The organism is Streptomyces cirratus (genome assembly GCF_014650775.1).
GTDB lineage: Bacteria > Actinomycetota > Actinomycetes > Streptomycetales > Streptomycetaceae > Streptomyces > Streptomyces cirratus.
The window spans coordinates 479221-496447 of record NZ_BMVP01000003.1; the positions used below are offsets into that span (position 1 = coordinate 479221).

Genomic DNA, 17227 nt, shown 5'->3' on the forward strand with positions numbered 1-17227 from the left:
GTCCCCTCGCGAATGCACTCGTACGGGTTACAGGGCGAGCATCCGATCGACGACGCGCTCGGCCGCGTGGCCGTCGTCCAGGTCGCAGAACTCGGCCCGGAACGCCGCCCGCGCCTCGGCGTGTTCGGCGGCGACCGCGTCCGCGTTGCGCACGGCCTCGATCAGGCTCGCGGAGTCGGCGAGGAGCGGCCCGGGAGCCTTCTTCTCCAGATCGAAGGTGAAGCCGCGCAGCGTGTCGCGGTAGTGCTCCAGGTCGTACGTGAAGAGCAGGATCGGCCGGTCGGTCAGCGCGAAGTCGAAGATCGCGGACGAGTAGTCCGAGATCAGGACGTCGGCGACGAGCAGCAGGTCCGTGGTGTCGGGCCAGCGGGACACGTCGACCACGAAGCCGTCACGGGCTCCCTCTCGGACCTGCTCGTTCACCTTGTGGTGACCGCGGACGAGCAGGACGTGGTCCTCGCCGAGCTCGCGCCGGGCGGCGTCCAGGTCGATCTGCAGGTCCAGCTTGTAGCCGTTCGACCAGCCCTCGCGGTTCTCCCGCCAGGTCGGCAGGTAGAGGACGACCTTCTTGCCCTCGGGCAGGCCGAGCCGCCTGCGGACCTCGGCGACGCGCTGCTCGTCCGGGCGGACGAGGGCGTCGGTGCGCGGGCTGCCGGACTCGATGATCTCGCCGTCGTAACCGAGGGCCCGCTTGAGGACCGGGGTCGCGTACGAGCTCGGGGAGGCGAGCAGCGACCACTGGGCGGCGTCGTGCCGCAGCGCGTCCAGTGCCTCGGGGCTCGTGTAGTAGTCGTGCAGGTAGTCGTGGCCGATCTGCTTCAACGGCGTTCCGTGCCACGTCTGTACGACGATCTGCCCGGGGCGGCGCCGGAAGTGTCCCGGCACGCTGTCGTTGACCACGTAGTAGCGGGCGCGGGCCAGTACGTCCCAGGCCTCCAGGCTGTCGTACTGGACGGCGCGGGCGGTCGAGGGGACCTCGGCGCGGCCGTCGCGGACCAGCCAGACGTGGTCCAGCTTCTCGCCGCGGCGCACGAGTTCCTCGTGGATGGCGCGCGGCGAGTCGCCGGCGCCGTTCCCCTGGAAGGTCTCGTACACGACCATGTCCTTGACCGGCAGGGCGGACTGGGCCGGGTACGTGATGTCGCGGGCCACGCGCTGCGCGTACCGCGAGCGGTCGTGCGGGCTGATCAGCGGGTCGCAGTTCAGCACCAGCCGGTCGTACAGACGGGCCTCGACGCGCATGCGGCGGCCCTCGGCGGTGATGTGGTGCGGTCCGGCGAAGAGGACCGGCGGCAGGAGCTGGAGCGGCGCTCCGCGGTCGACGCCGAGCAGGCCGGCGGTGGTGCCGCCCTGGCTCACCGGGCGCAGCGTGGGCCACCAGCGGCCGTGCGGCAAGGTGGTGCGTCCGGCGTACGCCTCGGGCAGGACCGGTTCGAAGGAGGCCTCGAAGCGGTCGCCGTCACGGGTCACGGGGTAGCTGAACTCGCTCCCGTGGTGGTTGTGCAGGACCAGCTCGTACGGCTCGTCGGCGGCGTCCGCGGGGGCGTGGAAGCTCCCTGCGAGGGTGAGGGTGCCGTTCTTGGCGCTGACGGTGTCCACGAGGGGCGGCGAGGCCTGGACGGAGAGGACCAGGTGGCCCGACGTCCCGCGCTTGGCGAAGACGGCGCGGCCGGTGGCGTCGCCGGGCACCGGCAGGACCAGTCCGGTGAAGCCGCCCCGCTCGTCCAGCGTCAGGAGGTGCTCGGTGCCGTCGGCGCGGACGACGGACAGGTTCCACGCCTGCGGGCCCCACTCGCCGGGTCCGGGCAGCGGCACCTCGGCCAGCTCGGCCAGGCGCAGGGAGGCGGTGAAGGGGACGCGGCCGTTCCCGGCCGCCTCCGCCGTGTCCAGCGCGGCGGTGAGGGTGTTGCCGCTGCCGACGTGCGTCGCGCGCAGGGTTGCGCCCGCGCCGACTTCGGTGGCGAGCTCGCCGGACACCTCGACGGCGTCCCCGCCGGACGGGCGCACGTCCAGCGCCCGGGCCCGGACGACCTCGACCTTGATGGTCAGGGGGCCGGCGACGGTCGGGACGATGCGGACGTCGGGGGTGGCCCAGTAGGAGGGCGGGTTGTGGCCGCTGTCGTGGTCGCCGCCGCGCAGACGGGCGCGGTGCAGGCCGCCGGCGCCGGTGACGGCGATGGAGGTGGTCCACGTACCGTCGTTCCAGGTGCCGCCGGTCTGGAAGACCGTGGGGTCGACGACCGCGGTGAACCCGGCCCAGTCCGCGTGCCGCAGTGCGAGGTGCGGCTCGTTGACGGTGGCCATCGGGGAGGCGACCGTACGGGCGGTGACGACGCTGCGGCGGCGCTTGCCCTGCTCGCGGAAGACCAGCATCTTGCGGGAGCCCAGGCGGCTCTCCGCGCCCAGGTGGCCGGGCAGGGCGTAGCCGCGCAGGAGCAGCTTGCCGTCGCTCCAGGCGGCCTGCTCCAGGCGGCTGACGACGCGGCGTTCGCGGGGGCCGAGGGTCAGGAGCTTGGGCGGGACGGGGGCGGTGAGGAAGGGGTAGTCGGCCTGCGGGCGGGCCAGGCCCTTGACCGGCACGCTGTAGGAGTAGTCGCTCTGGTGCTTGTTGAGGGCGATGAACTCCTCGACGCGGCCCTCGCGGGCGAGGAACGCCTTGAGCCGGTCGGCGACGGTGAGGTCGGACCAGGGGCCGGTGCCGATCTCCCGGATGAGGCCGCCGACCTCCTTGACGAACGCCGCCCGGAACTCGGGGCCGCCTTCGCCGACGTACTTGTAGATGAGCGGCAGCTCTTCGCTGAGCACGTTGTGGTCGTACTCGCGCAGGTAGCGGGCGTACTTCTCGCCCGGCTTGCCCTTGAGGGCTTCGCGGACCAGGCGGATGGACGTCACGCGGTCGATGACGGACACGGGGTCCGTGGAGCGCTGGGTGATGGAGCGCTCGCCGGTCTCGCGTACCCGCCAGTGGTAGACGACGTCGCTGATCACGTCGACGCTCTTGGCGAAGTAGTGGGCCGGGATGCTGACGGGCGCGTCCTCGTAGAGGATGCCTTCGGGGTACTGGAAGCCGTGCTCGTCCCAGAAGCTGCGCCGGTAGACCTTGTTCCACGCGGTGCGGTCGGTGACCAGCGGCGCGAACTTGGAGATGTGGGTCCCCAGCCGGGTGGTGGCGAAGGGGGCGCGGTGTCCCCAGGACTGCTGCATTCCGACGGAGCGGAAGCGCAGGACGTTGCCGCCGGCGAAGTCGGAGCCCGTCTCGTCGAGGGCTTCGATCAGCTTCTGGTAGGCGTCCGTCGGCATGGTGTCGTCACTGTCGACGAAGGCGAGGTACTCGCTGCCTTCGGATATGTGACGGGCACCCGCGTTGCGGGCGGCGCCGAGTCCGGCGTTCTTCTGCCGGACCAGTCGGAACCTGCCGTCCCGCGCCGCGAAGGCCTCGCCTATCGCGGCGCTCGCGTCGGTGGAACCGTCGTCGATGAGGACTACCTCGAAGTCCTCGAAGGTCTGGGCGGCGATGGACTCCAGGCACTCGTCGAGGTAGAGCTCGACGTTGTAGACCGGTACGACGATGCTCAGGCGCGGGGGCATGGGTGGCAGGTTCTCCAGCTTTTTGCTTTGTTGATGATCAACCGATTAGAGCATCTTACTCGGTAACAGGATGATAAATTCCGCCCATTTTTGGACATACCGCCCCTGGTCGCCGGGCGGACGGCAAAGAATTCAGCCGCCCGCCACCGCGCCGTCGCGACCCTCGCGGGTCCTCCTCAGATCTCCAGCTCGCTTTCGATCTTCTTGAGCTGGTGCCGGGCCATCGCGAGGTTGGCCCGCCCCCGGTCGAGCGCGAGGTAGAGGAAGAAGCCGCCGCTGCTGCGGGCCTTCATCAGCCGGATCAGGTGGTACTGACTGCCGAGGGTGATCAGGATGTCCTCGATCTCGTCGTTGAGGCCGAGCATCTCCATCGTCCGGACCTTGGCCCGTACCACGTCCGTGTTGCCGGCCGCGGCGATCCCGAGGTCGAGGTCCTTGCCTCCGCCGACGGTACCGAGGGCCATGCCGCTGCCGTAGTCCACCAGCGCGGCGCCGAGCGCGCCTTCGATGGTGGTGGTGGCTTCCTTGAGGGCGGTCTCCACGTTGGCCATGAGTGCTGCCTTTCTCTGTCGTTCCTGCTGTCGCTGTGGGAATGGCTGTGCCGGGACGTCGTGTCGCGGTGGTCTTACGGAACTCAGGGCGACGGCGCCTCGGTCGGCATGGGCGGGGCCACCGGGCCCGCGCGCCGGCCGAGGGCGTGCTCGACGAGTTCGGTGATACGGAGGCTGGAGCGGCGGGCCTCCAGATGGAGCCGGCCCACGTTGACGCGCGGTTCGGCGATCAGGGTGAGGACGGCCGTCTCCCCGGCGGCGTAGGTCGCCACGTAGCCGTGTTCGCCGCGGACCAGCAGCTCCCGGAAGCCGCCCTGACCCGTGCAGTCGCTGAGCCGCTGGGCGACACCGAGGGCTGCCGCGGTCAGTGCCGCGACGGATTCGGCTTCGCAGGCGGCGCTGTCGTGGGCGAGGACCAGGCCGTCGGCGCTCGCGGCGAGGGCGCCGGTGAGCTGGGGGACACGGGCCCGCAGGCGCCGGAGCTCCGCGCGTATCCCGGCTTCGGTCTCGGCTGTCACCATCACCGTGTTCATCTCGGCCGGCTTCCTTTCGGGCTGCCTGCGCTCGGAGCGGTCGGCACGCAGGACCGGTCGCAGCGGGAGCCTCACAGGCTTGCCTCCAGTGCGTCGCGTAACCGGCGGAGCAGCGCCACGTCCGGGGTTTGGGTCTGGGTCATCCAGTCGGGCAGGGATGCCCCGGCGACCGGCGCCGGGGCGGGCTCGTGCGGGGTCTCGACCAGGCCGGCGGCCGCGAGCCTGCGGACGTCCAGCAGCGTGTGGAAGGCCGGGCGGCCCAGTACCCAGGCGAGGTCGGCGGGGGTGCGCACACCGTCCGCGTGCCGCAGCAGGAGGCGCTGGCGGGCGGTGACCGTCTGGCCGGGGGCGGCCGGACGGGGCACCACGGGGGCGGTGTCCAGCCGGGGGTACGGCCACACCGCGTCCAGGAGTTCCCGGCGCCGGCGGGTCTCCCGCTCGACGGCGGCGGCGGGGACGGACCGGACGGAGCCGATCCAGTGCGTGGCCCCGCGCCGGAACCTGGAGGGGCCGCTGCCCGGGGAGAGGGCGAAGAAGGCGGCGTCGAAGATCGCGGCGAGTTGGCAGATCTCCAGCTCGCCGCCCGCCAGGCCGCCGCTGTCCACGAGGAACCGGGCGACTTGGCGGCGGGCTCCGGCCTGGTCGATGGCCTCGTTCCAGCGTTCGGGGGCGAGGCCGCCGCCGGTGGTGAGCAGGACGCCGAGGCCGGGGGTCGAGGGGCTCTCGGCGTGCACGACCCGGCCGTGCTCCAGGAAGAGGGTGCCGCGGTCGCGCAGGAGGGCGCCGGTGGCACGCTCGGCGGCGAGCCGGGTGAGCAGCGGGGAGACGGCGGTGGCGGGGGTCGCTGTCGCGGCGGTCATCTGAGTACCAGTCCCTCGGCGAGGGTGCGGAGTCTGTGCCGGGCGAGGGCCAGGTTGCCGTCGGCGCGGTCGAGCCAGAGGTGGAGGAAGACGCTGCTGTCGAAGCTGGTCTCCACGAAGCGCAGGACGTGGTAGCCGGTGCGGGTGGTGACGATCAGGTCCTCCACGGGCGGGCCCGCGGCGGCGCCGGGACCGGGTTCCGCGCCGGGCGCACAGGCGGCTTCCGCTCTTGATTCCCCCGGGGCGAAGGACTCGTACTCGGCGGCCGCCCGGGCCAGCTCGGCGGTCTCGGCGGCGGTCGTCTCGTGGTCGCCCACCGGTGAGTCCCCCGCGGTACCGAGGGCCAGTCCGCTGCTCCAATCCACCAGTGCGGCGCCCCGCGCACCGGGCAGGGCCATGGCTTCGAGCAGACATTCGTCGATCCCGGGCACGCGGGCTCCCCTCCCGGCTGGACGTGCTGGGTGCACGGTCGTACGGCGCGACAGGAGGGAACTTACTCAACTTCCGCAGAGCGAAAAGGCGTTCTGGCATTTTCCGCTGGAACATGCGCGGTAGCACGTGCCAGCTTGGCCGGAACGTGTCGGCTTCTGATCACGAGGGCGAGATCAGGAGGGGCTTGCTCAGGACGCGAGCGGCAGGTCGTCGGCGAGCCGGAACGCCCCGCCCTCGCGCTGGACGTACCCCTCATGGCTGAGGGTGCGCAACAGGTGGTAGACGGTCGGCAGCGGAATCCCGGTGAGCCGCGAAAGCCGCTTGGCGGTGGCGCCGCCCTCCGCGTGCATCGCCTCCACGAGGCGCAGCGCCCGTTGCACGGAACCGATCAGGGTGGGTGCGCTGTCCTTGTGGGTGTGCTCGGTGCCCATGGTGAGTCCCCCTGCTCCGAAACGAGGCTGGTAAACCCATCAAAGTCGCTCACCGGCCACAACACCAGCTGACTCGCGTAAACCTGAGCATAAGATCAACCACCGCCCCGGGCCCGGAAAGCGGAATCTCCCTCGCAGCCGCGGGCGGCTCCCCCGCCGCGGGTGCGGACCTCGGGGTGATTGTCAGTGGGCCGCCGTACCGTTGTCGGCATGGGTAACTCAGGGGGGTCCTTGGTCGTACGGTCCGCGGCGCGACGGCTGCCGGGCCTGATGGAAGCCGCGGGTTTCACCGGTGTCGAGGCGTCGGCCCCGGCGGTGGCCGGCTGGCGGTCGGCGGAGTTCGAGGAGGCGGACCGGCGGGGTGTGGCGCGGCTGGCCCGGCTCGTGGACGCGCCGGTGGTGGCGGTGGAGTTCCTCGACAGTGACGTCGGCTTCGTCGAGGCCACCGCACCGGACGGGCACCGCTGGCGGGCGCTGCTCGATCGCGCCAAGGCCGTGGACTACGGCATACCGGTGCACGAGTTCCCCGTGCTGCCGGCGGTGTGCGCCGCCCTGGCGTGGTCGGCGGCAGCGGGACTGACCGCCGACGAGGTCGCGGTCCGCCGCGCCCTGACGGAGTCGGCGGTCTTCACCGAGCACCTCGCGCAGGACCTGTTCGCCGGTCTGGGCATTCCCCAACCGGAGGCCGCAGTCGGCTAGTTCGGTGACGCGTCGCCGCATCGCCACGGGGGCGGGCCGCGGCGGCGGTGCGCCGGACTGCGCGGGGAGGCGGGCTGCTCCCGGGGCTCCCCAGTGCGCCCTCGCGCGTGTCACGCTGCCCGTCATGGAGCGGATCGTCGAGGAGATACGCGAGGACTTGGGGCGCCGGATCGCCGTGGCGGCGGACCGGCTGACCGACCGGACGCTGGCCGAGGACCCCGCGTACGCCGCGCTGCTCGGGCGGACCGAGCTGCGCGAGGGCATCCTCCGCACGCTGGAGCAGGCCCTGGCCGGGCTGGTCCGGGCCTCCCGGGGGCTGCCGCCGGAGCCGGCCGCCGGCTGCGCGGCCGGTGCCGAGGGGGCGCAGGCGGCGGAGCGGGGTCTGCCGTTGGAGTCCTTGATGCGCGGCTACCGGCAGGCCGGGCGGCTGTTGTGGCAGGTGTTGACCGAAGCGGTGACCGCGCACGACCGGGCTGCGCTGCCGCGGCTGCTGCCGTGGGCGGCCGAGCTGTGGGAGGTGCTGGAGCGGATGTCGGACGCCGCCTCACAGGCGTACCGGGATGCCGACGCCGCGCGCGGCGACCGCGGCCGGGAGCGCCGGGCGGCACTCCTCGATGCCCTGTTGGACGGCCGGGGGACGGCCTCCGAGGCCGCGGACGCCGCCGTCCGGCTGGGGCTGCCGGAGCGCGGCCGGTTCGCGGTGATCGCGTGCGGCCCCGGCGGGTCCCCTCCCGGCCGGGCCCCCGCCCCGGTCGGCGTCGGCGCTCCGCGCGTGTGGTGGCGGGTGCGCGCCGATGGCGAGAGCGGGCTGGTGGAGCTGGGCCACCATCCGCTGGGGTCCGTACGGGAGCTGCTCGCGCCGTCCGGCTCGCGGGCCGGGGTGAGCCCGGTGGTGGGGTCCCCCGCCGAACTGGCCGGTGCCCGCAGGCTGGCGGAGCTGGCCCTGCGCACCGCCCCGACGGCGGGCGGGCCGGGCGCCGCCCTGCTGGACGAGCGGCTCCCGGCGGCGCTGGTCGCCTCCGACGCGCAGCTCGCGGGCCGGCTGCGCCGGGTGGTGCTGGGGCCGGTGCTGGAGCTCGCGCCGGAGGACCGCCGGGTGCTGCTGGAGACCCTGGGGACCTGGCTGGCCTGCCACGGCTCGACCACGTACGCCGCGCAGCGCCTGTACTGCCACCGCAACACCGTCTCGAACCGGCTGCGCCGGCTGGAGCGGCTCACCGGCCGGTCGCTCTCCGATCCGGCGCAGGTGGTGGAACTGGCGTTGGCGCACGCGGCGGTGCTCCAGCTCGCCGCCGGCTGAGCCGGGCCCGGCGGTCGGCGGGGCCTGGTGCTGTGACCGGAACGGCTCACCGCACTAGCGCACCGGCATCCCGACGCCGTCGCCTTCCCCGGCCTTCGCCGACTCCAGCAGGTACGGCACGTCGATCACCGCGACGCCGGGCGTGAACAGCAGCCTGGTCTTGAGCCGCAGCGCGTTCTGGTTGTGCAGGGGCTGCTCCCACCAGTGGCCCACCACGTATTCGGGGATGACGACCGACAGCACGTCCGTGCCGTCGGCGGCCGCCAGCTCCTGGATGTGGGCCATCACCGGGCCGACCACCTCGCGGTACGGCGAGTGCAGCACCTTGAGGCTGATCCCGGGGGCGTGGTCCGCCCAGGTTTCGCTCAGCCGCCGCATGTCGTCCTCGTCCGCGGCCACGGACACCGCCGTCAGCGTGTCGGGGTGCAGGGCCTGTGCGTAGCCGAGCGCCTTGAGCGTCGGGGCGTGTACGGAGGAGACCAGCACCAGGACGTGGTGGCGTGCGGGCTTCCGGGGATGGGCTCCGGCGGGCACGGCGACTTGCCGCGTGACGGTGTCGTAGTGCCGCCGGACGCCCTTCATGCCCAGGAACAGGACGGGCATGGCGATGCAGACCAGCCAGGCGCCGTGGGTGAACTTGGTGATGAGGACGATGACGAGGACCAGGGCGGTGAGGGTGGCGCCGACCGCGTTGATGGCGAGCCGGCGGTGGATGTGGATCCGTTCCTCCCGCGGGGTTGCCGGCGAGGCGAGTTCGCGCCGCCAGTGCCGGACCATCCCGGCCTGGGAGAGGGTGAACGAGACGAAGACGCCGATGATGTAGAGCTGGATGAGGCGGGTCAGCTGCGCGTCGAAGGCGACGATCAGGGCGATCGCGGCGAGCGCGAGCAGCACGATGCCGTTCGAGTAGACGAGCCGGTCACCCCGGTTGTACAGCTGGCGCGGCGCGTACCGGTCCCGGGCGAGGATGGAGGCGAGCATCGGGAAACCGTTGAACGCGGTGTTCGCGGCGAGGACCAGTACGCCGGCGGTGACGGCCTGGAGCAGGTAGAAGAGGACGTGCAAGTCACCGAAGGTGGCGCGGCCGATCTGGGCGAGCGCGGTGGACATCGGCGTTCCCCGGGGCAGGCCGAGCTGGGTGGGGTCGGCGGCGACGTGCACCTCGTAGACCATGGCGAGGACGGTGATGCCCATGAACATGGTCACCGCCAGGGCGCCCATCGCGGCGAGCGTGGTGGCGGCGTTGCGGCTCTTGGGTTCGCGGAAGGCGGGCACGCCGTTGCTGATGGCCTCGACGCCGGTCAGCGCCGTACATCCGGAGGCGAAGGCGCGCATCGCGAGCAGCACGAGGGCGATCCCGGTGTACGTGCCGTCCGCGGTGATCGGGAGCGTGGCCGACTCGGCCCGGATGGTGTCGCCGGTCCCGATCCGGACCGCGGCGACCGCGAACATGAGGTAGATGACGAGGACGAAGCCGTACGTGGGGACGGCGAAGACCCGCCCGGACTCCCGCACGCCGCGCAGGTTCATCAGCGTGAGCAGCACCACGAACGCGACGGACAGGGCGACTTGGTGGTCGTTGAGCGCGGGGACGGCCGAGGTGATGGCGGCGACGCCGGAGACGACGGACACGGCGACGGTCAGCACGTAGTCGACCAGCAGCGCGCTGGCGGCCGTCAGAGCGGCGCTCTGGCCGAGGTTCTCCGCGCTGACGACGTACGCGCCTCCGCCGCCGGGGTAGGCGTGGCAGGTCTGGCGGTAGGAGGCGACGACGACCACCAGCAGGAAGACGATGGCGGCAGCCGCGTACCAGGCGAGGTGGAGCAGGGCGACGCCGCCGAGGGCGAGGGTCAGCAGGATCTCCTCGGTGGCGTAGGCCACCGAGGACAGGGGGTCGCTGCAGAAGATCGGCAGGGCGAGCCGCTTGGGGAGGAGCGTCTCGCCCAGTCGCGCGGTGTCGAGTGGCTCACCGACCAGTACGCGTTTCGCATTGATACGCCTCATTCAGGCATGATCAGCCATTTTCGGCGCATTCCGTCTTCTATCGGTGTTGTGTCCCGGCTTCCGGCGGCGCGGGGTCTCGGCCGGGCGGGGGACGCGCCGAGGCCCGGCCGGCCGCGTCTGCGCCGGTACGCCGTAAGCCGACGCCGCTATGCCGCGCGCATTTTGGCCGCCGCGCTGCGGATGGCCTCACGGATGCGGAAGTAGGTGCCGCAGCGGCAGATGTTGGCTATGGCGTCGATGTCCTCGTCCGTGGGGGTGGCGGTACGCCTGAGCAGGGCCACCGCCGCCATGATCTGCCCGGGCTGGCAGAAGCCGCACTGGGAGACGTCCTGTTCGAGCCAGGCCTCCTGTACCGGGTGGAGCTCGTCCCCGTCGGCCAGCCCTTCGATGGTGGTGACCGTCTTCCCGGCGCAGGCGGAGACGGGCACGACGCACGGGCGGACGTCCGTACCGTCGAGGTGGCTGGTGCAGGCCTTGCAGACGTCCACGCCGCAGCCGTACTTCGGCCCGCGCACGCCCAGCATGTCGCGGAGCACCCACAGCAGGGGCAGATCGTCGGGCGCGTCGACGGTGACGCTCCGCCCGTTGACGGTGAAGGTGTGCGAGGGCACGGCGGGTCTCCTGAACTGGCGCGGCGGGACTAGCGCGGGTAGGGGGTGAAGTCGACGTCGAAGGAGAGCGGGAAGGAGCGCGGCTTGGAACCGGTGGCGCGGGCCCACGCGTTGGCGATGGCGCCCACCGCGGCGGGAACACCGAGCTCTCCTGCGCCGCCCGGCTCCGTACCGGTCGCCGGGAGCACGAAGACCCTTACGTCACGTGGGGTGTCACGCTGCCGCGCCCAGTGGAACTGGCTGTAACTTCCCTCCAACGGAAGGCCGTTGTCCAGGTGGAGTCCGGCGCGCAACGTGGTGGAGACCGCGTCGGTGAGGCCGCCGATCATCTGGGCCTCGACACCGCGCGGGTTCACGGGCAGGCCGACGTCGGCCACGACGACCGCCTTGGTGACCCGGACGTGCCGCGGGTCCCGGGTGTCGATCTCGACCAGGCAGGCGGTGCGGGACTTGTACTCCTCGTGGAAGGCGATGCCCTGCGCGCAGCCGGCCGGCATCGGGCGCCCCCATTCGCCCTCCTGCGCGGCCTTGTCCAGGACCGCCCGCTGGGCGTCGGTCTTGAGGAAGGCGCGTCGGAACAGGTAGGGGTCCTTGCCGGTCCGCGCGGCCAGTTCGTCGACGACGATCTCCTCGGCACCCCGGGTGTTGGCGGAGTACACCGAACGCCAGGAGCCGGTGGGGACCCCGGTGGGTATCTCGGTGAGCGTCCGGGTGGTGAGCCCGAAGTGGTACGGGGACTTGACGGTCGTGAGGAAGAGCGTCTGGGCGAGTGTGGCGTTGCCCAGGCCCGAGGGCAGGCCGGCCGCGGTGGCGGTGATGATCTCGCCGAGTCCGTGGCGGAAGTCGGTCTCGGCGGCGGCGACGCGGTGTTCGAAGCTCAGCACCTCGCCGAGGGCGTAGGTGGCGCGGATCCGGTGGTGGGTGGCGGGGCGCATCCGTCCGTGGCGGGTGTCGTCGACGCGGGTCCACATCAGCCGTACCGGGCGGCGGCAGGCCTTGGACACCCGGGCCGCTTCGAGGGCGGCGTCGAAGAACAGCCGCCGGCCGAAGGAGCCGCCGGCCTGGACGACGTGCACGGTGACCTTGTCCAGCGGCAGTCCGAGGTCGGCGGCGATGGTCTCGCGGGCCACGATCGGGGATTTCAGCCCGGACCAGATCTCGGCGCGGTCCTCGCGCACGTCGGCCACGGCGGAGTTGGTCTCCATCGGCGCGTGGCTGACGAAGGCGAAGTCGAATTCGGCGTCCACGTACGGGGTGAGCAGGGGAGGCAGGAGGGGCGGCGGGTTGGCGGCGCGCAGCCTCGTGCGGACCTCGGCGTCCGAGAGCCGGTCGGCCGGGCCGGGGCCCCAGGTGACCTGGAGTGCGGCTTTGGCGTCGAGTGCTTGGCCGAAGGTCTCGGCGACGACGGCGACCCCGGTCGGGATCGTCACCACGTGCAGGACTCCGGGCATGGCTTCGACGGCGGCGCGGTTGGCGACGGCGCGGACGCTGCCGCCGAGGGTGGGCGGGCGGCGCAGGACGCAGGGCTTGGCGCCGGGTACGTCGAGGTCGAGGGTGTACCGCTGGGCGCCGGTGACCATGGCGCGGGCGTCGATCCGCCCGGCGGGCCTGCCGACGAGGGTGTGCCGGGCCGGCGGCTTCGGGGTGGCGCCTCCGGGGACCGCGAGCGTGGGGTCGGCGGCGGCCGCGGCGAGGCTTCCGTAGTCGGCGGTGCGGCCGTCGGGCGCTCGGACGACGCCGTTCGCGGTGGTCAGGGCGGAGGGGGCGAGTCCCCAGCGGGCGGCGGCGGCCGCCACCAGCCGGGCCCGGGCGGTGGCGGCGGTCTGCCGGACCGGCCCGTACAGGGAGCGGATGGAGTTGGAGGAGCCGGTGAGCTGGTTGAACAGCAACTCTGGCCGGGCGTCCTCCAGTTCGACGCGTACGGCAGTCAGCGGGGCGTCGAGCTCCTCGGCGACGAGGACGGCGACGGCCGTGGTCAAGCCCTGGCCGACCTCCTCGCGCGGCAGGCGGAAGCGGATGGTCCCGTCCGCTTCGACGGCGAGGGCGAGCAGCGCGGAGGTGGGGGCGCCCGCCAGGATGAACAGGTCTCCGAGGTCGACGAGGTCGGCGATGGCCGGCAGCGTCGGCACCGCCGCGTCGGCGGGCTGCGGGGCGAGGGCGTCGGATGCGGCCCGGGTGACGAGGGCGAGGGTCGGCGCCGCGACGAGGTGGGTGAGGAAGGAGCGCCGGCTCCGGTCCGGGGTGGGGCTGTGTCCGGTCATGTCGTCGTGTCCCCACCCCGCGCGGATCCACCGGAGTGGGCCCCACCTGTTCGTTACCGACGCGTAGAGTAGCGATCCCGGGGCGGGGTGGGAAGTGATCGCGCAGTGCGGGGTCCTTCGTTCGAGGGGTCCCGCCGCCGGGTGATGACCGGCGCCCGGGGGCACTGGAAGCACCCCGGGGGCTCACACCCGTCGTGCGTACGCTCGACTTCGCGCGGCCGGACAGCGGTTTTCCGGCCGCAGGTGGACGATGGAAGTTGCGGAAGTCGGACATGACTGCAACAGCGAGGAGGTGTGGGGCGATGGCCACGTTCATGGACGTCCACACCGGCATGGAGGGCATCACAGCGGAGGCGCTGATGGAGGCCCACCGAGCGGACCTGGCGATCGAGGGAGAGGAAGGCGTGCACTTCAAGCAGGCTTGGGCCGACCCGGACTCGGGCACGGTGTACTGCCTGTCGGAGGCGCCGACCGCCGAGGCGGTGCAGCGCATCCATGAGCGGGCCGGGCACCCGGCGAGCGAGATCCACCCCGTGCCGCTGATGGTGTAGGCCCGCGACGGGCGACGACCGCCCTGACCGGAAACATTCGCACACACGAAGGAGGCCCCGAAGGCCTGCGGCATATGCCCTGAGCAACCCCGTTACGGATGTTGCCAAACGCCTTACAGGCCGTCCCGGCCTGTGCAACAGTCGTAACCGGTCCTTCCTTCATGGCCGTGTCGCGCCTGTATCGGAGTTCTCATGCCGTCCCACCTGTTCGCGGACCGTCCCGCGCAGCCGCCCCAGCCGGGGTCGGTGGACGCACTGATTTCGCAGACCCGGCGCCTGCGGGGCGAAGTGGACGCCGTGCGCCGCGACACCGTCGTGGACGACAGCGACGCCCAGGGCCGCTGGCAGCGCGCGCTGTGCGATCTGGCCGTCCACCACCTCGACGACCTGGGCCAGCACCTCGGCCAGCTCAAAGAGGGCCTGCCGCCCGCACCGCAGGAGCCCGTTGCGGCTCCGGCGGCGGCCCCGGAGACCACCGTCGAGGACCGCCAGACCCGGGTCGGCAGCGCCGAGTGGAACCTGCTGACCGATGAGGTGACCTGGTCCGAGGAACTCTTCCAGATCTTCGGCCGGTCACCCGAGGCCGGTGCGCTGCCCTTGGACGAACTGGGTTCCACCCTCTTCTCCGAAGACCAGCCGCTGCTCACCGCGATGGTCACCGACTGCCTGGTGGACGGCAAGCCCATAGACGGCGAGTTCCGCATCGTCCGGGCCGACGGGCGGGTGCGGACGCTGCACATGAGGGGCGAGCCGGTACTCGACTCCGACGGCTGTACGGCATCGATGTGGGCCGTGATGCGGGACGTGAGCGAACTGCGCCGCAGCCAGCGTGCGGTGCGCGAGTCCCGGGACTCTCTCCAGCGCCACCGGGAGATCGCGCAGACCGAGCACCGGCTGGCGGTCGAGCTGCAGGAAGCCGTGCTCCCCCCGTGGCGCGGCTCGCTGCGGTTCCCGCACGACAGCACCGGCACCCTGGACGTGGCCGCGCACTACATGCCCTCCGCCACCAGCGCGCTGATCGGCGGGGACTGGTACGACGCGCTCGAACTGAGCGACGGGTGCTCGCTGCTGACGGTCGGTGACCTGACCGGCCACGGCGTCACCGCCACCTCCGGGATGGCGTTGATGCTCGGCGCCCTGCGGGGGATGGCCATGGCCGGCATCGAGCCCGGCCCGCTGATGGGCTGGCTCAACCAGCTCCTGGAGAGCTCCGTCCAGCCGGCCCTCGGCTCGGCCGTCTGCTGCCGTTACGATCCCGCCCGTCGTGTGCTGTCCTGGGCGCAGGCCGGCCACCCCGCGCCGCTGCTGTTCCGTGACGGCCAGGGCCGCTCGCTCCAGCCGCCGGAGGGCGTACTGCTGGGGGCGACCTCCGGGGCGGTGTACGGCCAGGCCGAGGAACGGCTGGAAGCGGGCGACGTGGTGGTCCTGCACACGGACGGGCTGACCCCGCGCAGCATCGAGTTCAGCCGGGCGGACGGTACCGAGCGGCTGCTCGCGCTGGCACCGCGGTTCTCGACGGCGCGGTCGGCGCAGGAATGCGTACGGATCGTGACCGAGGAGTTCGGGGACAACGAGCGCGAGGACGACGCCTGCGTGCTCGTGGCCCGCATCGGCCTCTGACCACGAAGGACGGTCGACGGGGATTCACGGGCCGCGCCGCCGGGCGCGGCCTTCCCTCTGTCTCGGGGGGGCACGCCCCGGGTCACACGTGGCTCGCCGCCTTCGGGATGTCGGGGAGGGCCATCTTGATCTCCTCGCGCAGGTCCTCGATGCGCGCGTAGCCGGAGTACTGGCCGGTGAGCCGGTACATCTCGCGCAGCCGGTCCCACGTGCGGTGCGAGGAGGTCTCGTTCATCGACACCAGGGCGAGACGGGCGTAGCGGTCGGCCTGTTCCGGGTCGTCGGCGATGAAGCACGCCGAGGCCATGGAGATGTAGTCGAAGATCTGCGAGCGCTGGTGCCCCTGGGCACGCAGCCGCAGCGCCTCCTTGGCGTGGCGCTGGGCGATCGGCGCGGCCGTCGGGTCGTGGTCGGCCAGCGTGCGGAAGGCCAGCGCCTCCATCCCGTGCAGGTCGGCCTCGTCGAAGTGCTGCATCCACGAGGGCGGCGGTACGTCGCCCTTGTCCGAGACGAACAGGTCCTCGGCCTCGCCCAGGGTGCGGCGCATGGCCTGGCCCTTGCCCATGGCGGCCTGCGCCCAGGCCTCGATGGTCTGGAGCATGGCACGGGTGCGCGGCAGGGTCTCCTCGCCGGAGCCGGACTTCGCCAGCTTCATCAGGTCCAGGGCCTCGTTGGGCTTGCCCAGGTGCACCATCTGGCGGGCCGCCCGGGACAGCGCCTCGCCGGCCCTCGGCCGGTCCCCGCCCTCGCGGGCGGCGTGTGCGGCGATGACGAAGTACTTCTGCGCGGTGGGTTCGAGGCCGACGTCGTGGGACATCCAGCCGGCGAGGACCGCGAGGTTCGCGGCCACTCCCCACAGCCGGCGCTGCAGGTGGTCGGGGTGGTGGTAGGCGAGCATCCCGCCCACCTCGTTGAGCTGGCCCACGACGGCCTTGCGCTGGAGTCCGCCGCCCCTGGAGGCGTCCCAGGCGCGGAAGACCTCGACGGAGCGCTCCAGGGCATCGATCTCCTGGGAGCCGATCGGGGCCGCCTCGTAGCGGTCGTAGCCGGCCGGGTCGGCCTGATGGGCGCCGCCGCCGTAGCGGTGCGCGTCCTTGGCGGCGGCGGGGTCGGTGTGCAGCCAGTCGTACATGGCGTTGCTGAGGGCTGAGCCGGCGGTGAGCGCGGCTCCCGCGCCCATCAGACCGCGACGGTTGAGCATGAGGTCCATTCCCGTGAATTCGGTGAGGACCGCGGCTGTGCGTTCGGGCGCCCAGGGCACTCCGTCGGGGTTCTCCTGCGCCCCCTCCGGCTGCCGCTTCGCGGTGCGCCGCTGCCGTACGAACCCGAGGTCCTCGATGGTCACGACACGACCGAGCCGCTCGGTGAACAGTGCTGCCAGTACCGTGGGCACCGGTTCGCGCGGGGTCTCCCCCATGTCGATCCAGCGCCGCACCCGCGAGGTGTCGGTGGCCAGCTGGTGGTGGCCCATGGCGGCCGCCTGCCGGTTCACCATCCTCGCCAGTTCGCCCTTGGACCAGCCGGCCAGGCCGAACAGGTCGTTCAGACGGGTGTTTGGACCTTTGCTCACGTCAAGCCCCCAGGTTCTCGGCTGAGTTGACAGTAGCCCGCCGTCAGGTGCCCAGCGACTATTCGCCAGGGTTCGCCAGGGTCCGCCAGATGGTGTGCCACCCACGGCGGGGTGTCATGTAGGAATGCGCCTCCCCGACCCGGCCCCCGGCGGAACTCCCCAGGGTGAAGTACGGGATCCGGCGGGGCGGCGTACGCAACTCGTCGGCGCACGAAG

14 protein-coding genes are annotated in these 17227 nt (G+C 72.4%); 4 read left to right on the top strand and 10 right to left on the bottom strand.

The window, feature by feature from the left end; all coding sequences use genetic code 11:
* Positions 1-27: 27 nt before the first annotated feature.
* The 6 genes from IE207_RS11885 to IE207_RS11910 form a co-directional block, all read right to left on the bottom strand.
* Positions 28-3588 carry a bifunctional glycosyltransferase/CDP-glycerol:glycerophosphate glycerophosphotransferase gene (locus IE207_RS11885; protein WP_190184048.1) on the bottom strand — a complete coding sequence of 1187 codons (3561 nt, stop codon included), beginning with the start codon at positions 3586-3588 and terminating at the stop codon, positions 28-30.
* A gap of 176 nt (positions 3589-3764) precedes the next feature.
* Entirely contained in the window at positions 3765-4139 is a 375-nt protein-coding gene (locus IE207_RS11890; RefSeq protein ID WP_190184049.1) for a hypothetical protein, read from the bottom strand.
* 83 nt (positions 4140-4222) lie between these two features.
* Complete coding sequence (locus IE207_RS11895) at positions 4223-4672, bottom strand: roadblock/LC7 domain-containing protein (RefSeq protein ID WP_229873654.1); 450 nt, start codon at positions 4670-4672, stop codon at positions 4223-4225.
* A 71-nt stretch (positions 4673-4743) separates the two neighbouring features.
* The gene (locus IE207_RS11900; RefSeq protein ID WP_190184050.1) at positions 4744-5532 is read right to left on the bottom strand and encodes a transcriptional regulator; all 789 of its coding nucleotides are present in this window, start codon (positions 5530-5532) and stop codon (positions 4744-4746) included.
* Positions 5529-5963 (bottom strand): hypothetical protein, encoded by a 435-nt coding sequence (locus IE207_RS11905; protein WP_190184051.1) that lies wholly within the window; start codon positions 5961-5963, stop codon positions 5529-5531. The genes IE207_RS11900 and IE207_RS11905 overlap by 4 nt, the downstream gene beginning before the upstream one ends.
* A 189-nt stretch (positions 5964-6152) precedes the next feature.
* A complete protein-coding gene (locus tag IE207_RS11910) occupies positions 6153-6395 on the bottom strand; it encodes a helix-turn-helix domain-containing protein (RefSeq protein ID WP_190184052.1) in 243 nt (80 codons plus the stop codon).
* A 210-nt stretch (positions 6396-6605) separates the two neighbouring features.
* Between IE207_RS11910 and IE207_RS11915 the strand changes: the two genes are divergently transcribed.
* The gene (locus IE207_RS11915) at positions 6606-7094 is read left to right on the top strand and encodes a hypothetical protein (protein WP_190184053.1); all 489 of its coding nucleotides are present in this window, start codon (positions 6606-6608) and stop codon (positions 7092-7094) included.
* 124 nt (positions 7095-7218) lie between these two features.
* The gene (locus IE207_RS11920; protein ID WP_190184054.1) at positions 7219-8394 is read left to right on the top strand and encodes a PucR family transcriptional regulator; all 1176 of its coding nucleotides are present in this window, start codon (positions 7219-7221) and stop codon (positions 8392-8394) included.
* Positions 8395-8448: 54 nt separating this feature from the next.
* On the opposite strand, the gene IE207_RS11925 is transcribed toward IE207_RS11920, so the two are convergent.
* The 3 genes from IE207_RS11925 to IE207_RS11935 form a co-directional block, all read right to left on the bottom strand.
* Positions 8449-10398: an APC family permease gene (locus tag IE207_RS11925; RefSeq protein ID WP_190184055.1), complete on the bottom strand. Its 1950-nt coding sequence runs from the start codon at positions 10396-10398 to the stop codon at positions 8449-8451.
* Positions 10399-10544: 146 nt separating this feature from the next.
* On the bottom strand, positions 10545-11009 hold the full coding sequence (locus IE207_RS11930; protein ID WP_190184056.1) for a (2Fe-2S)-binding protein: 465 nt from the start codon (positions 11007-11009) through the stop codon (positions 10545-10547).
* 29 nt (positions 11010-11038) lie between these two features.
* Positions 11039-13270: a xanthine dehydrogenase family protein molybdopterin-binding subunit gene (locus IE207_RS11935; RefSeq protein ID WP_190184057.1), complete on the bottom strand. Its 2232-nt coding sequence runs from the start codon at positions 13268-13270 to the stop codon at positions 11039-11041.
* A gap of 302 nt (positions 13271-13572) precedes the next feature.
* Between IE207_RS11935 and IE207_RS11940 the strand changes: the two genes are divergently transcribed.
* Both IE207_RS11940 and IE207_RS11945 read left to right on the top strand, forming a co-directional pair.
* Positions 13573-13821, top strand: coding sequence for an SCO4226 family nickel-binding protein (locus IE207_RS11940; protein ID WP_190184058.1), 249 nt, complete (start codon positions 13573-13575; stop codon positions 13819-13821).
* Positions 13822-14013: 192 nt separating this feature from the next.
* On the top strand, positions 14014-15441 hold the full coding sequence (locus IE207_RS11945) for a PP2C family protein-serine/threonine phosphatase (protein ID WP_190184059.1): 1428 nt from the start codon (positions 14014-14016) through the stop codon (positions 15439-15441).
* Positions 15442-15523: 82 nt separating this feature from the next.
* On the opposite strand, the gene IE207_RS11950 is transcribed toward IE207_RS11945, so the two are convergent.
* The gene (locus IE207_RS11950; protein ID WP_190184060.1) at positions 15524-17011 is read right to left on the bottom strand and encodes a DNA-binding protein NsdB; all 1488 of its coding nucleotides are present in this window, start codon (positions 17009-17011) and stop codon (positions 15524-15526) included.
* Between the last annotated feature and the right edge of the window lie 216 nt (positions 17012-17227).

Bases quoted from the DNA above. Each gene is read 5' to 3' on its own strand.
- IE207_RS11885 (WP_190184048.1), bottom strand. From the start codon at position 3,588: ATGCCCCCGCGCCTGAGCATCGTCGTACCGGTCTACAACGTCGAGCTC.
- IE207_RS11890 (WP_190184049.1), bottom strand. From the start codon at position 4,139: ATGGCCAACGTGGAGACCGCCCTCAAGGAAGCCACCACCACCATCGAA.
- IE207_RS11895 (WP_229873654.1), bottom strand. From the start codon at position 4,672: ATGAACACGGTGATGGTGACAGCCGAGACCGAAGCCGGGATACGCGCG.
- IE207_RS11900 (WP_190184050.1), bottom strand. From the start codon at position 5,532: ATGACCGCCGCGACAGCGACCCCCGCCACCGCCGTCTCCCCGCTGCTC.
- IE207_RS11910 (WP_190184052.1), bottom strand. From the start codon at position 6,395: ATGGGCACCGAGCACACCCACAAGGACAGCGCACCCACCCTGATCGGT.
- IE207_RS11915 (WP_190184053.1), top strand. From the start codon at position 6,606: ATGGGTAACTCAGGGGGGTCCTTGGTCGTACGGTCCGCGGCGCGACGG.
- IE207_RS11920 (WP_190184054.1), top strand. From the start codon at position 7,219: ATGGAGCGGATCGTCGAGGAGATACGCGAGGACTTGGGGCGCCGGATC.
- IE207_RS11925 (WP_190184055.1), bottom strand. From the start codon at position 10,398: ATGAGGCGTATCAATGCGAAACGCGTACTGGTCGGTGAGCCACTCGAC.
- IE207_RS11935 (WP_190184057.1), bottom strand. From the start codon at position 13,270: ATGACCGGACACAGCCCCACCCCGGACCGGAGCCGGCGCTCCTTCCTC.
- IE207_RS11940 (WP_190184058.1), top strand. From the start codon at position 13,573: ATGGCCACGTTCATGGACGTCCACACCGGCATGGAGGGCATCACAGCG.
- IE207_RS11945 (WP_190184059.1), top strand. From the start codon at position 14,014: ATGCCGTCCCACCTGTTCGCGGACCGTCCCGCGCAGCCGCCCCAGCCG.